The following is a 14,492-nucleotide window of genomic DNA, read 5'->3' as shown; positions in this document are numbered from 1 at the left end:
GGTGGATCAGTCCTTCGGGGCGGGGGTTTGCCTGCTGTCGTCCGACGTCTCGTCGAGCCGCCGGCCCAGTGCGTCCAGGCTGCTGTTCCAGAGCCTGCGGTAGGGGGCCAGCCACGCGTCGAGTGCCGCGATGGGTGCCGGGTCGAGGGCGTAGACACGGCGCTGGGCGTCCTGTCGTACGCGCACCAGTCCGGCCTCACGCAGCACCTTCAGGTGCTTGGAGGTGCTCGGCTGGCTCAGACCGCATGCCTCCACGATCTCCCCGACGGGTCGGGGCCGCTCCAGGAGGAACGCGACGATGGCCCGCCGGTGGGGGTCGGCGAGGGCGGTCCAGAGCGCGGAGTCGGACATGACCCCAATATGCCTTGGCAGTTATATGCCAGTCAAGGCATGCAAGAAGCCCCCCTGAGCGAAACGTTGCCGTTTCGCGCGGAGTGCATTAGCTTCGACGTGTACGAAACCGTTTCGTTTAGGTTCTGCACAGCCCGTACGACTTCCCTGGAGTTTCCCGATGCCCGAGAAGACCCTGGCCGACAGCACCCACACAGGTGCCGAAGCCATGGAGGCGCCGCCCGCCGCCTCCCCGAAGCGGTGGTGGATCCTCGCGATCATCGCCATAGCGCAGCTGATGGTGGTCCTCGACGCCACGATCGTGAACATCGCCCTGCCCTCCGCCCAGGCCGGCCTCGGCTTCTCGGACGGCAACCGGCAGTGGATCGTCACCGCCTACGCCCTGGCCTTCGCCTCCCTGCTGCTGCTCGGCGGGCGGACAGCCGACCTCTTCGGCCGCAAGCCGGCCTTCCTCGTCGGCGTCGTCGGCTTCGCCGCGGCATCCGCGCTCGGCGGTGCCGCGACCGGCTTCGGCATGCTGGTCACCGCGCGTGCCCTGCAGGGTGCCTTCGGCGCGCTCCTCGCGCCCGCCGCGCTCTCGCTGCTCAACACGACCTTCACCGACGCCCGGGAGCGGGCGCGGGCGTTCAGCGTGTACGGCGCCATCGCCGGCGCCGGCGGTGCGGTCGGCCTGCTGCTCGGCGGCGTACTGACGGACGCGTTCGACTGGCGCTGGACCCTGTATGTGAACGTGGCCATCGCGGTCGTGGCCTTCGCGGGCGGCTGGATCCTGCTGAGCAACCACCGTGACGCCGCCGGAGCCAGGCTGGACGTGCCGGGCACGATCCTCGTCGCCACCGGTCTCTTCACCCTGGTCTACGGCTTCTCCAACGCCGAGACCCATGACTGGGGTTCACCGCTGACCTGGGGCTTCCTGATCGCGGGCGGTCTGCTCCTGGCGGCCTTCGCCTGGTGGCAGACCCGGGCGGAGCACCCGCTGCTGCCGCTGCGGATCCTGCTCGACCGCGACCGGGCGGCCTCGTTCCTCGCGGTGCTGATCACCGGTGCGGGCATGTTCGGCGTATTCCTCTTCCTCACCTACTACCTGCAGCTCAACCTCGGCTTCAGCCCGACGAAGACCGGTGTGGCGTTCCTGCCGATGGTCGGCGCGCTGATGGTGGCCGCACAGCTCGGCACCACCGTCCTGCTGCCCCGGATCGGCCCGAAGGCGGTCATCCCGCTGGGCTTCGCCGTGGCCATGGCCGGCATGGCCTGGCTGACCGGCATCGGCGTCGGCTCCCACTACATGAGCGCGGTACTGCCGCAGCTGATCGTCATCGGCGCGGGCCTGGGTCTGGTCATGCCGCCCGCCATGCAGCTGGCCACCGGCGGGGTCGCCGCGGAGGACGCGGGTGTCGCCTCGGCGACCGTCAACGCGATGCAGCAGGTGGGCGGTTCGATCGGTACGGCCCTGCTGAACACGCTCGCCGCGAGCGCCGCGACCGACTACCTGGCCGGCCGTGACGCGACCAGCAAGCTGGTGCAGGCGCAGGCGACCATCGAGAGCTACACCACCGCCTTCTGGTGGTCGGCCGGCTTCTTCGCGGCGGGCGCGCTGATCGCGTTCCTGCTCTACCGCCGCGGGGTGCCGCGGCAGGCCGCCGCCGCACCGGTCGTCCACATGTGACCACCGCACGAGCTCCGCGGAGCCGCCGATCGGAGCCGCACGGCCGATGGGCCGCCGTCCACAGGGAGACGGCGGCCCATCGTCGTACGAGCGAAGTCAAGGACAGCGACGGGAGATTCACTCTTTCGAGTGCAGTCGATCTTGCGGGCCGTGTCGCAGGGATGGCCGTGTCCCCGTCGGGGTAGCTACCCGGCCCCATGCCCGGGGCGAGGTGAGACAGTCATGACACCGGAAGCCGACGACCGAGGCACCCGCCGGCTTGCCGGCGCCGAGTGCCCCCTTGCGCAGCCACCCGCACCCAACCCCTGTGCCCGCACCAGGACTCTGGGGCCGGTCGTCGTGATCGAGGCGTACGGAGAGATCGACATCGCGACGGCGGGTCTCCTCGGCGAACATCTGGACGCCGCGACCGCCGGGCCCCAGCCCGATGTGCTGGTCGACCTGCGATCCGTGGACTTCTTCGACTGCTCCGGTCTGCGGGTGCTGTGCCGGGCCGAGACGAGGGCCCGACAGCGCGGCGGCCGGCTGCGCCTGGTGGGCGTCGGGATCGGCCTGGAGCGGCTGTTGCGCGGGGCGGGGCTGCTGGAACGGTTTCGGCCGCTCCCCCGGATTCCCGAGGAGCGGCCGTGATGCCGGGGGTCGGCGGGCGGCCCCACTCCGCCCGTCCGACCCCCGGTGCGAGATCGCCGGTCCCCGCGACAGGGGCTCGCACTCCCCATTTTGCGGGCCTGTTCCGGCATGTCCGGGAACCGGGCGATCCCGGTCCTAGAACGCGAAGACGCTCGAGCCGTTGGCGTTCTTCACGCACTCGTTGCCAAAGGTGCGCGTATAGGAGACGCGCTTGCCCTGCCAGACACCCTGGGCCGTGACCAGCACCGGGTTGTACTCCCTGGTACATGGCACATCGTCCCGGCCCGACAAGGCATCGAAATCGCCGCCGACGCCACGTAGTTCGGCGCAGGCAAGGGCCGCGGCCGGATGAGTTCCGGAGGCCTTGGGGGCGCAGGTCAGAGTGACGGCACGCTCCGGGGTCACGGTGGCCACGTTGTCGCCGTGGCCGATGGTGAGCACCAGGGCCGAGGGGGCGTAGAGCGAAGCCGGGGCGCTGCCCGGGGAAGCGACGGAGGCCGCGGTCAGGGGTCCGCAGATGGCGGCGGCCGAGAGGCCGAGGGTCGCTGCCCAGCGCGCGGTGTTCCGCATTGTGTGCATCCTTCCGCTTGAATCGACAGGGTGCCGCCCTCGGACCGGTGGGTGCCGGAGCGGCGGGCCACACTCTGCCGAGTCCGTCGCCGAAACACACATCCCACCCACATGTTTCAGTAACCTTGCGTGTTGAATCAGTGGCGTGAAGTTACGGAATTCGAACGTTACAACCCCGAAACTGGGCGCCTCTTGATCGCTCGAAGCGGCCAGGTGGCCGATTTCCACCCCATCGTTAATAGGCCTGAAACATTCCGCTTCAGCTCTCGGCAGACTTCTCCGCGACCCCTTGTGTTCATCTTCGACCGGAGTAATCGTGATTACATGATTACCGCGGAGCAGCGAGAGAAGATACGAGGCTGGTTCGCCGGCCGTCTGCCCGACGATCTCTTCGAGGAACTGGTCGAGGTGACCGCCGACCGCGAGGAGATCACCGTGATCGGCCGCATCCCCGGCCCCCGGCTCTCCGACGGCGTCTCGGACGCCGAGCGGGAGGCGGCCGTCCAGGGCCGGATCGAGGAGTTCCGGGAGCGCACCCGGGAGGCCCGGATCCTGGTGGCCCGCGAGGCCGAGCACCGTTTCCGCAGGAAGGTCTCGTGGGGCGTGGAGTGCGAGGGCCAACGAGGCCTGTACACCCACGTGGCCGCCCCCGTGATGACCCGGCTGCGGCAGCCCGAGCGCCAGGTCCTCGACACACTGATCGCCGGAGGTGTCGCCCGCAGCCGCAGCGACGCGCTCGCCTGGTGCGTGCGTCTGGTCCAGCGTCACACCGACGACTGGCTCGGCGAATTGAGCGCGTCCCTCGAGCACGTCCAGCGGGTACGGGCCCAGGGACCGGATGTCGAGGGGGTGGCCGATTCATCCACCGAAGACGGAGAAGATGGATAAAACAACCTCCGGAACGGATGCCGCCGCTTGCTTTGGCGTCGGCGGAGCCCCTGGAGGACGGCATCCGTTCCCCGCACGTCCGGGCACGCGGAACGACCGTCCGGCCCCTGGAGCACGGCACACTGTCGTTCTTCGTCGCATACGCACGGTTCGCCCGACTCGTCCTCGCCGTGCGTGTATACGGCTTCCGCGTTCGCGCACGGCTGGAACTGGCGCGGGATGACCGCCTGGTGGGGTCCGCCGAGATCACCGGCCCCGGCCGATCATGTCAACGTGCTGCATCTGCACCTGGGTTCGCAGTCGGGCGCCCGCGTCGGCGTGCCGTACCACGTGGACGATGCCTGGCGCGTCTCGACGAGCTGCCGCTGGACCGGTCCTGGCCGATTCCCGAGGCGGCCCGGGCCATGGTGGAGGCGGGTGGTCGCCCGGTCGGCTGACGGAATCCCCGCTGGACGAACTGCGGCTACCCGCGAGTATCGTCGGCGCGACGCATGCTCGACGAGGAGAGGCGGCACGTGCAGATGGCGAAGCACTGGGCGGACTTCCAGTACGAGATCTATCTGAACGGGATGTCGGGAGCCGTGCCGCGGCTCCCCACCGATCTGACCCGGCTGGAGGAGCTGGCCGAACACCGGCTGGGACCCGGCCCGGTCGGCTATGTGGCGGGCGGCGCGGGCAACGGCAGTACGGCGCACGCCAACCGGGCCGCCCTGGACCGGCGGCGGATCGTCCCGCGCATGCTGCGCGATGTGCACGAGCGGGACCTCACCGTCGAGGTACTGGGCCGCGCACTGCCCGCGCCGCTGGCCCTCGCGCCCGTCGGCGTGCTGTCGATCATGCATCCGGAGGCGGAGACCGCCGCCGCGCGAGCAGCCGCTGCACAGGGCGTGCCGTACATCCTGTCGTGCGCCTCCAGCACGCCGATGGAGCAGGTGGCGGAGGCGATGGGGGACGCCGAGCGGTGGTTCCAGCTGTACTGGGGCAAAGACCGCGAGGTGACCCGGAGTTTCCTCGGCCGGGCGAGGTCCGCCGGGTTCACCGTGCTGGTCGTCACGCTGGACACGCCCATCCTGGCCTGGCGGCCCCGCGACCTCGACCAGGCCTATCTGCCGTTCCTGCACGGGGTGGGGACCGCCAACTACTTCTCCGACCCGGCCTTTCAGGCGGGGCTGGCCAAGCCGGTGCACGAGGATCCCAACGCGGCCGTGCTGCACTTCCTCGGTCTGTTCGGCGACGCGAGCCACACCTGGCCCGACCTGGCGTTCCTGCGTGAGCACTGGGACGGGCCGATCGTCCTCAAGGGCGTCCTGCACCCGGACGACGCCCGGCTGGCCGCCGACGCCGGGGTGGACGGGGTGGTGGTGTCCAACCACGGGGGCCGGCAGGTGGCCGGTTCGGTCGCGGCGGCCGATGCGCTGCCCCGGGTCGTGGAGGCGGTCGGCGACCGGCTGACCGTGCTGTTCGACAGCGGGGTCCGCACCGGCGACGACGTCTTCAAGGCGCTCGCCCTCGGCGCACGCGCGGTCCTGCTGGGGCGGCCGTACGTCTACGGGCTGGGCCTCGAGGGCCAGGCGGGCGTCGAGCACGTGATCCGGTGTCTGCTCGCGGAGTTCGACCTCACCCTGGCCCTGTCCGGCCACGCCACCCCGGCGACGATCGGCACCGCCGACCTCGTCGAGGACCCCGTGTGACCGGCTGGGCGGGCCCCGGCGTCTTCGCCCCGGGGCCCGTCCGGCCGTGCTAACCGTTCGAGACCTGGTCCGACAGCTGTGCCGGCTGTGCCGACGGCCCGCCGGTTCCGGCGATCGACAGCGAACCGGGGCTCGCCGACGACGGGTCGGTCAGCCAGTGCTGGCCGTTGGAGCCGTCGCGGACCTTGACGACGATGTCGGCCCCCGGTCTGTCACCGGCGGATGCCAGGGCGAGGGTCTCGTCCCAGCGGGGCAGCAACTCGCCCTGGACGGTGAGGTCGTAGCGCACGTCGTCGCCCCGCGCGGACTTCTTGTCCGCGCAGGTGCCGAGGATGACCACGCCCGCGTCCGCGTGCGAGTCCAGGCACAGATCGGGGTCGGCCACACTGCGCAGTTGCCCGTCCGTCTCGTACGTCCACTGCTGGGTCCACGCGGAGGAACACGCAGCCAGTACCGCGCCCGCCCCCTCCTTCGGCCTGCCGTCGATGTCGAGGCACAGGCCGGCCGCGGCGTTGCGCAGCCGCGTCTGCCGGGTCGCGGTGGGCAGACCCGTGGCGGAACCGGCGGGCGGGGACTGGGTGTCGGCGCCGGGCACCGTGCCGCGGGCGCCCGAGACACCGGTGGAGGCGACCGGGTCGGTGCCGTCGCCGCCGTCCGGCCAGACACTGACGGCGAGGACGGTCGCGAGCAGTCCGGCCCCGGCGATGCCGACGCCGGTGAGCAGAGTCCTGGACGACCAGGTGTCCCCCGGACCACGGCGCGCGGGTGCGGGGATCCGCGCCAGCAGCCGGTTCCGCGTCCCCCCGTGCCGGGGTCCGCCGCTCCGGCGGGTCGCACTGCGCGTACGGGTCCCTGCCGCACTCGCACGGCCCGGGCGCGAGTCGAGGTAGCGGCGGGCTCCCCAGCCGAGTACCGCTTCCGCGAGGAGCGTTCCCATGCCGGCCTCGACATGGCTCAGTTGCTCTGCCGCGTGGCGGCAGTAGGGACACTCCCCCAGATGCTGCTGGACGTCCGGCAGCAGCGCGCCGCCACGCCGGATCGGCACGTCGAGAAGGCGGTTGTAGAAACGGCATTCCTTGCTCGGTGCGAGTTCCCGGTGGGCTCGTACACAGCCCTCACGGAATTTCTCGCGCGCCTGTGCGAGTGCGGCGGTCGCGGTGTCGACGTCCATGCCCAGCAGACCGGCGGGGACATTTATCGACTCCGCCTCGACCTCGGTGTGCCAGAGCAGACACCGGGCGAGCGCCGGAAGGCCGACAAATGACCGCTCGGCGAGTTTGCGGTTTTCGGGTGGCATGGACTTCACGGTGCGCATACCGCGGCCCCCGGCGGGTTTCCCCAGGTCCGGCAGAACCTCGGATATTCGGTCCTCCGCGGACCAGTTGGCGACCGTGTCCCGGACGGCGACCAGCAGCCGTGGCCTGATCGCCTCGGCGGACTCGCCCAGCACCAGCCGGTCGAGGATGTGGTGGAAGGCGGTGGCGGTGACCATGTGGGCGAGGGGGCCCGAGGTGGCGAGGCAGATGGCAGCGTACTCGTGTGCCGGCTGCCAGTGCCGGGCCATCAGCAGCGCGACGGACCGGGAGGCCACTTCGTCCGAGCCGGCTCGCAGCGGGGCGGCGAGAGCCTCGTCGGATTCCTCCGTCACCCCGCCGGGCGGCGGATAGGGAGGACGCGGGGGGTGGGGGGTGGGCACTGAGCGGGTTCCTTTGTTGCGTATGGTGCGTACCTTTTAGGTGTGCGTGCGGAGAGCGGGAATTCGGCGGCCTCTCGTCGGACCGGGTTTCTCGGCCGCGGAATGAACCCCGGCACTTTAACCCCCGCACGGGAGTTTCACCCTTGCACACCATCCTCACGGCCAACAAGGCGCCCGCCCCACATCGACAGGTTTGAAAGAAAGTCAGAAAGCGCGTGGACGTACGTCATTCGCACCCGCTTTCGACATTTCATGCGCCCCGTGTGAAGCACGCGCACATGGCGGCCCGTCGCGCACGCTCCCGGCGCGCACGGCCGGGTAGTGCACTGGGAGGCGGCCCTTCTCGGAGGCCCCGCGCAGGACGGCGGCTCTCCCGCGCGAAACCGGCCGCCGGCCCCGTTCCTCCCGCCCTCGGCCGGCGGCCCCGGGGCGGGGCGGCTTCCCCCTCGCGCGCCCCGGCCCCGGGCGAAGGTCAGATCTGCCAGGAGCGGAGCCGGTCGGCCGCGCCGTACACATCCGTCTTGCCGGAGATCAGATCCCGGGCGAGGTCCACGAGGGCACCGTAGGGCGGGTCGATCCCGACGCCGCTGACGAACATGTAGGCGACGGCGGTCGCGCACGCGAACCGTGCGTTGGCCGCCGGGAGCGGCTTGAGCAGGGCGAGGGTGTGCAGCAGCGCGGCGGCCCGCCAGGCCGGGTCGGAGTCCACGCCGAGGCGGGGCGGGTCGACTCGGTGCCGGGCTACGGCGGCGACCAGCGCGGAGAAGTCGTTGACGGTGGGCTGGTCCGGCAGCACTTCCTCGTGGCGCTGGAGCAGCCAGGGCACGTCTATATGGATGACGGGCGGCATCGGTCAGGCGGCCTCGCCCTTGGTGGGCGGTTCATCGTCGGGGAACGCGGCCGCGAACTCGTCGGCGTGCGCGGCGAAGAAGCGGCGGAAGGCGTCCGCGCCCTCCTGCAGGGCACGATGCCGGGCGATGTCGGCCGCGGCCGCCTCGCGTACGAGTGCCTTCATCGACGTACCGCGCTCCTTGGCGATCTGGCGCAGGTCCTCTAGCTCACGCTCGCTGAACTCCACGTTGAGGGCTGGCATGACCACACGGTACCGCTCGGGTACTCAACCGTAAATACCCCCAGGTCAAGAGGCACGTCCAGCGGTACCTGCCACGGCCGAGCGTCATGTCCGATTCCCGCCGGTGACACGGCGCGCGGCGCAGCAGACTCGTCAGCGGACCACACGAGAGCGAGGAAGAACCGATGACTGTGTACACCGTCCACGACAGCCCGCTGGGCGAACTGCTGCTGACCGGCGAGGAGTCGGCGGGCGTCCTCACGCTGACCTCCCTGTCCATGCCCGGGCAGCCCAACGCCCCCGCCGTCGGGCCCGGCGTGCGCCGCGACGACGGCGCCTTCGCCGAGGTGACCCGTCGGCTCGACGCGTACTTCGCGGGCCGGCTCACCCGGTTCGAGCTGCCGCTCGCCGCCTCGGGAACCGAGTTCCGGCGGCGGGTGTGGCAGGCGCTGGACGAGATCCCGTACGGCACCACGACGACGTACGGCGCACTGGCCGAACGCCTGGGTGTGCCGCGTGCCGAGATCCGGGCGCTCGGCGCGGCGGTGGGCGCCAATCCGCTGCTGCTGGTCCGCCCCTGCCATCGTGTCATCGGTGCGGACGGATCGATGCGCGGGTACGCGGGCGGTGTCGAGCGCAAGGTACGGCTGCTCATGCACGAGGGTGCGCTCCAGCCGACGCTCGTATGACGGAAGGAGCCGCCATGGCGCTCACCCCTGCCCAAGCCCGCCACCGCACGGCCGCCACCGACTGGGCCGCGCTCGCCGAGGAACTGGACGTGCACGGCAGCGCGCCGACCCAGCCGATGCTGGCGCCCGCCGAGTGCCGCGAACTGGCCGCCCTGTACGAGAAGCCGGAGCTGTTCCGGACGACGGTCGACCTGGCCCGGCACCGGTTCGGCTCCGGCGAGTACCGCTACTTCACACACGACCTGCCCGCCCCGGTGGCCGCCCTGCGCGCCGCGCTCTACCCGCATCTGCTGCCGATCGCCCGCGACTGGGCGGCCCGCCTGGGCCGCCCCGCCCCGTGGCCCGACTCACTGGAGGAATGGCTGGCCCGCTGCCACGCGGCCGGTCAGGACCGCTCGGCACAGATCCTGCTGAGTTACGGGCCGGGCGACTGGAACGCCCTGCACCGCGACGTGTTCGGAGAACTGGTCTTCCCACTCCAGGTGGTCGTGGCCCTCGACGAGTACGGCACCGACTACACCGGCGGCGAGTTCCTGATGACCGAGCAGCGGCCGCGGGCCCAGTCGAGGGGCACCGCGACCGTGCTCCGCCAGGGCCACGGCCTGGTGTTCACCACCCGGGACCGCCCGGTGCGCACGAGGCGCGGCTGGTCGGCCGGGGCGATGCGGCATGGCGTGAGCACCGTGCGCTCCGGGCGGCGGCGGACCCTGGGGCTGGTGTTCCACGACGCGTCGTGACCGAGCGGCAGGCCCTACCCCTGATCCGCCACGAACGAGGCCATCCACGCCAGCGCCGCGTTCCAGTTGACCGCCGTCTCGTTCGTCGACCACGACTGGATGTCGTCGATGTAGCAGAACTGGCCTGTGCAGCCATGGAGTTTGCTCTGTGCGTAGGGGTCCTGGATGCTCGAGTTGGCGCCTCCGGCGAGGGTGCCCTTCGGGGGTGCGGGGAATTTCGGGTCGAGTTCGTGGGCGTACCAGCGGCTGTGCTGGTTGTGGGCATGGACCTCGCCGTAGCCGGTGACGTACGAGATGTTCAGGGCGTTGCGGCCGAGGATGTAGTCCACGCTCTGGACCGCTCCGTCGCGGTACTTGGTGGCACCCGTGAGGTCGTAGGCGGCGGCGATGACATGCGCGTTGTTGAGGACCTGGGCGTTGGAGCCCCAGTCGTAGAGGTTGCCGGGCGGCGCGTACGGCATGCCGTAGGGCTGTGCCGTGAGGGTCGCGAGGTAGTTGTCGGCGGCTCTGGTCACCGACCGGCGTACCTCGTCCCGGCCGGGCAGGGTGTTCGGCACCGTCGCCAGGTCCAGACGGCCCGCCGCGGCCGTGCGGCCCCAGTCGAAGCCGAGGGGTCCGAAGATGTCGGCCTTGTGCACCGGGGAGTTGAGGATGTGGTCGGCGAACTGCTTCTCCCCCGTGGTGAGGTAGAGCTCGGCGGCCGCCCAGTAGAACTCGTCGGTGGCATTGTCGTCGGGGTACGCGCCGCCGCCCGTACCGTCGTTGGGGTCGGGGTGGAGCGCGGGGTGGGCGAGCGCGGCGGTCCACGCCCTGCGGGCCGCCGTGAGGGCCTTCGCCGCGAACGCCGGGTCGTAGGGCCGGTAGAGGCGAGCGGCCTGCGCGGCCGCGGCGGCGAGGTTGAGCGTGGCCTGGGTGGTCGGGGCGTGCAGTTCCCGCTTCTGCGGGTCGTCGCTGGGGAGCAGCGGGAGGCCGGTCCACTGCGCGTCATGGATCTTGCTGTGGGCCATGCCGGCCAGCGGCCGGCCGGCCGGCACCTGCATCCTGAGCAGGAACTCCAGCTCCCAGCGGGCCTCGTCCAGGACATCGGGCACCTTGTTGCCGCTCTCGGGGAGGGCGAGTGTGCCGTCGCCGAGCCGCGCGGGGTGTCCGGTGCAGGCCGACAGGGAGCGTTCGTAGGTGCTCAGCAGCTCCCAGGTGGAGATGCCGCCGTTGACGACGTACTTGCCGTGGTCGCCCGCGTCGTACCAACCGCCGGTGACATCAAGGGAGTAGTCGCACACGCCGGGCCGGCAGGGCACGCCGGTGTCGCCCTGGTTGGGTGCCACGCCGACGTGCCCGGCGGGCCTGCCGTAGCCGGGCCGGAGCGCGTCCCGGATCTCGATGCCGCTGCGCTGCGTGTAGTAGTACTTCAGCGAGTCGAGGCGCAGCTGCTCATAGGCATCGGTGCCGATGTCGAAGGGGCGGCTGGTCTCCCCGTCGGCGACCAGCGTGAAGCCCTGGCCACGCCCGCGGTAGCTGCCGAAGTCGATCGACTGGACGTTCTGCCCGGAGGACACGTCGGTGCCGCGCGGTACGGTCCGGCCCTGGGCGACCGTCGTGCCGCCCGCGTTCTTCAGCTGCCAGGGCAGCTGCGTCGTGGCGCCGGTGACCAGCGTGGCGTTCTTCGGTCCGGCGGGCAGATAGGCGACCTGGTTCACCCTGACCCGCGGCCCTGTGTCGGGCTGGTAGACGACCGGCGGCACCCCGCCGAGCAATGACACGTCGTCGAGGCAGAACCGCCAGGCGTCCGCGGCGCCTCCGGCCTGGAACGCGACCTGTGCCCGGGTAGTGTCGACGGGCGAGGTGAAGGTGTAGGAGTAGCCGTCGCCCGAGACGCTCAGCTGTGGACTGACCTCGTACCAGGTGTCGTACGGCGACACCTGGAGCCCCACGATCGCCCGCACCACGTGCCCCTCGGGCGAACCCGAGGCCTTGAAGGCGAACTTGTACGACTCGCCCTTGACCAGGGTGATGTCGTTCTGACCGACGGCGGCGTCCCAGCGGTTGGTGGTGCCGCCCGGCACGTCGGCGCACAGCCGCCCGTCGGAGAGGCCCGCGGTGACATTGCTCGTCGTCCACCACGGTTCGGTGGTGGTGTCGAAGGTGCCGTTCCTGACCTGCTCGGCCTCGTCGGCGCCGGCCTGCGGGGCGGGCAGCGCGGTGAACGCGGCCGCGAGGAGGGCCGTCACGGCGAACAGGGCGGTTCTGCGTCGTTTCACGTCCCGCTCCTCCAGAGTCGATGGGAGCGCTCCCATATGCGTACGCCGGTCATATTGTTCGAGTCATGACAGGGCGTCAACGGCCGCGGCAGGATCAATTCCCGCCATACACACTGCGCCGTCACTCCCGCGCGAGGACCGCCCTTGCATGCAAGGCTGGTCAAGGGAAGGGGATGATTCATACCAAACCAGACAAAGAACCAAAAGAGGCAGAGGCATGGACGAGAAGCAATTCATACAGGCGGTGTCGGAGCGCACGGGCCTGACACGCCAGGAAGCCGCGGACCTCACCCGGGCCACACTCGAAACGCTCGCCCATCGGCTGAGCTCGGGCGAGGCCCTTGAACTGATCATGGAGCTGCCGGAGGGCCTGGCCCAGTCCGTGCGCAGGGGACTCGGCGGCCGGACCGAGAGCTTCGGCTACCAGGACGCCGTACGACGGGTGGCCGAGCACAACATGCTCACCGAGGAGGCGACCGACCGGGGCATGCGCGCCGTCCTGGCGGAACTCCACGAGGCGATCAGCGAGCGGGAGTTCGTTCAGCTCATGTCGCAGCTCGGAACCGAGTTCTCGCAGGCGGTCGCATCGGCCGAGTGACGGGCCACGGCGCCTCGCCGCCGAGGTGGGGCGGCGAGGCGACCCGTTCCCGGCGGACTCAGCCTGCGGGCACGTCCAGCCTGCTGATGCGCACGGCGCCCTGCGTCCCGCCCGGGTGGCCGCTGGTCAGGGTGAGCCGGATCCGGGAGCCGCGCACCAGGCCGAAGGTGATCACCGTCGGGGTGTCGGAGGAGGCCGCCCAGTCCACCGTTGCGTCCTCCACCGCCAGGTAGGTACGCCCGTCCCACACCGCGACCTCGACGGACGCGGGCAGCGAATGGGTCGCGTCCGCGGTGAAGGAGACCTCCGCCCGGTCGAAGGTGCGCACGCGCCCGAAGTCGACCGCGACCCAGTCCCTGGGGCGGTCCCCGCTGAAGGCGGGCAGCAGTGCAGTCGCCGACTTGGTGAAGCCGTTGGACCAGCCGGTGGCCGGGTCGCCGTCGAGCATCGCGGCCGGAAGCGTGTCGAGGCGTCCGGAGTAACTCGCGTCCGCACAGGGGTGGTTCGGCGGCGTCGGGAGGTCGGGTCCGAACGCGAGGGCAGGGGTGCGGGCGACGGAGCGCGCGGGCGTGGTGCGTACCGCCGCGGTGCCCTTGCGCAGGTCTTCCACGCGTGCCGCGACCTTCAGCGTGCCCGCCTCGGTGCCGGACCGCACGATGGCAAGCGCCTTGCCGTGGAAGGCTGTCCGGGTACTGGCCTGATAGCGCTCCGCGCTCTCCTCACGCCCGTTGTCGAGCCCGGCCAGTGAGCCGCCGCTCACGTCGAACCTGATGAGGTGCTCGGCGTCCGGCACGACCACCCCGTGGGCGTCGACGATCTCGGCGGTCACGAAGACCAGTGAACGGCCGTCGGCGGGAAGGCACTTGCGGTCGGCGGTGAGCCGTACGGCGTGCGGGGCACCGGCCGTGCGCAGGACGTCGGTGGCGACCGTCCTGGCGTCCCGCCGGGCCACCGCCCGCAGCTCACCGGGCTCGTAGGGCACCTGCCAGGTCAGATGCAGTTTGCCCGCGCTGCCGTTCGGGCTGGTGTAACTGCCCGGGTAGGGGCCCCCGGTGAAGGTCTTGTCGTCTCCGGAGGCCTCGGTTGTCTCCAGACAGGCCCGGCCGTCGGTGGTCGTCTTGGTGTCGAACTCCCTGACGCCCAGGGACCTTCCGTTGAGGAACAGCTCCACGGAGGCGACATTGGCGTACGCCCAGACCTCCACCGTGTCCCCGGCCTCGTGGTTCCAGCTCATCGGCACCAGATGCACCATCGGCTCGGTGACCCACTGGCTGCGGAAGAGGTGGTACATGTCCTTGGGGAAGGCGGCCGTGTCGACCGCGCCGAAGAAGGACGCCTTGACCGGGAAGACGTTGTACGGCGTCGGCTCCCCGATGTAGTCGATGCCCGACCAGAGGAACTGGCCCGCGAACCACTTCCGGTCACGGTCCTTCTTGTGCCCGTACTCGCCGCTCATGGTCCAGGAGGCGAGGTTGTTGTCGTACGAGGACGTGGCGCGCCTGCCGGGGGTGTGGTTCTCGCCGGTGTTGAGGTGCTGCGGCTCCTGGTAGGCGCCCCGGGTCGAGGTCTCCGACGAGGACTCGGACTCGAAGAGGAACAGGTTCGGGTAGGCCGCGTGCAGGGCGTCGACGCATCGGCCGAAAGAG

At 70.9% G+C, this 14,492-nt stretch carries 13 protein-coding genes and 1 pseudogene; 7 read left to right on the top strand and 7 right to left on the bottom strand.

The genetic code is table 11. The annotated features are described in order from the left end of the window. Positions 1 to 6 precede the first annotated feature (6 nt). Complete coding sequence (locus tag Q8A52_RS12035) at positions 7 to 351, bottom strand: ArsR/SmtB family transcription factor (RefSeq protein ID WP_316750916.1); 345 nt, start codon at positions 349 to 351, stop codon at positions 7 to 9. Between the two features lie 160 nt (positions 352 to 511). Here Q8A52_RS12035 and Q8A52_RS12030 point away from each other — a divergent pair, with 160 nt between their 5' ends. Both Q8A52_RS12030 and Q8A52_RS12025 read left to right on the top strand, forming a co-directional pair. Further along, positions 512 to 2,017, top strand: a complete 1,506-nt coding sequence (locus Q8A52_RS12030; RefSeq protein WP_316750914.1) for an MFS transporter — start codon at positions 512 to 514, stop codon at positions 2,015 to 2,017. A gap of 222 nt (positions 2,018 to 2,239) precedes the next feature. Beyond that, on the top strand, positions 2,240 to 2,647 hold the full coding sequence (locus Q8A52_RS12025; protein ID WP_316750912.1) for an STAS domain-containing protein: 408 nt from the start codon (positions 2,240 to 2,242) through the stop codon (positions 2,645 to 2,647). 135 nt (positions 2,648 to 2,782) lie between these two features. On the opposite strand, the gene Q8A52_RS12020 is transcribed toward Q8A52_RS12025, so the two are convergent. Beyond that, positions 2,783 to 3,217 carry a protease inhibitor gene (locus Q8A52_RS12020; protein WP_316750910.1) on the bottom strand — a complete coding sequence of 145 codons (435 nt, stop codon included), beginning with the start codon at positions 3,215 to 3,217 and terminating at the stop codon, positions 2,783 to 2,785. Between the two features lie 324 nt (positions 3,218 to 3,541). Between Q8A52_RS12020 and Q8A52_RS12015 the strand changes: the two genes are divergently transcribed. Together Q8A52_RS12015 and Q8A52_RS12010 are read left to right on the top strand one after the other, a co-directional pair. Beyond that, on the top strand, positions 3,542 to 4,105 hold the full coding sequence (locus Q8A52_RS12015; RefSeq protein WP_316750908.1) for a hypothetical protein: 564 nt from the start codon (positions 3,542 to 3,544) through the stop codon (positions 4,103 to 4,105). 521 nt (positions 4,106 to 4,626) lie between these two features. Next, positions 4,627 to 5,796 (top strand): lactate 2-monooxygenase, encoded by a 1,170-nt coding sequence (locus tag Q8A52_RS12010; protein WP_316751043.1) that lies wholly within the window; start codon positions 4,627 to 4,629, stop codon positions 5,794 to 5,796. A gap of 49 nt (positions 5,797 to 5,845) precedes the next feature. Here the strand turns inward: Q8A52_RS12010 and Q8A52_RS12005 are convergent, their stop codons facing one another. The 3 genes from Q8A52_RS12005 to Q8A52_RS11995 all read right to left on the bottom strand — a co-directional run bounded on the left by Q8A52_RS12005 (position 5,846) and on the right by Q8A52_RS11995 (position 8,585). Then, positions 5,846 to 7,492 (bottom strand): RICIN domain-containing protein, encoded by a 1,647-nt coding sequence (locus tag Q8A52_RS12005; protein ID WP_316750906.1) that lies wholly within the window; start codon positions 7,490 to 7,492, stop codon positions 5,846 to 5,848. Positions 7,493 to 7,964: 472 nt separating this feature from the next. Next, a complete protein-coding gene (locus Q8A52_RS12000; protein WP_316750904.1) occupies positions 7,965 to 8,342 on the bottom strand; it encodes a toxin Doc in 378 nt (125 codons plus the stop codon). 3 nt (positions 8,343 to 8,345) lie between these two features. Beyond that, positions 8,346 to 8,585 carry a hypothetical protein gene (locus Q8A52_RS11995; RefSeq protein ID WP_316750902.1) on the bottom strand — a complete coding sequence of 80 codons (240 nt, stop codon included), beginning with the start codon at positions 8,583 to 8,585 and terminating at the stop codon, positions 8,346 to 8,348. A 164-nt stretch (positions 8,586 to 8,749) separates the two neighbouring features. Between Q8A52_RS11995 and Q8A52_RS11990 the strand changes: the two genes are divergently transcribed. Beyond that, a complete protein-coding gene (locus Q8A52_RS11990; RefSeq protein ID WP_316750900.1) occupies positions 8,750 to 9,253 on the top strand; it encodes a methylated-DNA--[protein]-cysteine S-methyltransferase in 504 nt (167 codons plus the stop codon). A gap of 14 nt (positions 9,254 to 9,267) precedes the next feature. Continuing rightward, the gene (locus Q8A52_RS11985; protein ID WP_316750898.1) at positions 9,268 to 9,990 is read left to right on the top strand and encodes a 2OG-Fe(II) oxygenase; all 723 of its coding nucleotides are present in this window, start codon (positions 9,268 to 9,270) and stop codon (positions 9,988 to 9,990) included. 14 nt (positions 9,991 to 10,004) lie between these two features. On the opposite strand, the gene Q8A52_RS11980 is transcribed toward Q8A52_RS11985, so the two are convergent. Continuing rightward, positions 10,005 to 12,248: a glycoside hydrolase family 9 protein gene (locus Q8A52_RS11980; protein ID WP_316750896.1), complete on the bottom strand. Its 2,244-nt coding sequence runs from the start codon at positions 12,246 to 12,248 to the stop codon at positions 10,005 to 10,007. A 217-nt stretch (positions 12,249 to 12,465) separates the two neighbouring features. On the opposite strand from Q8A52_RS11980, the gene Q8A52_RS11975 reads away from it, so the two are divergent. Then, a complete protein-coding gene (locus Q8A52_RS11975) occupies positions 12,466 to 12,846 on the top strand; it encodes a DUF2267 domain-containing protein (protein ID WP_316750894.1) in 381 nt (126 codons plus the stop codon). A 58-nt stretch (positions 12,847 to 12,904) separates the two neighbouring features. Here the strand turns inward: Q8A52_RS11975 and Q8A52_RS11970 are convergent. Continuing rightward, a pseudogene (locus Q8A52_RS11970) lies at positions 12,905 to 14,482 on the bottom strand (DUF4982 domain-containing protein); the annotation flags it as partial. Between the last annotated feature and the right edge of the window lie 10 nt (positions 14,483 to 14,492).

Source organism: Streptomyces herbicida, assembly GCF_032656585.1.
Taxonomy (GTDB): domain Bacteria; phylum Actinomycetota; class Actinomycetes; order Streptomycetales; family Streptomycetaceae; genus Streptomyces; species Streptomyces herbicida.
Note: the sequence above shows the minus strand (reverse complement) of the source record. Positions and strands in the feature narration are given on the sequence as shown.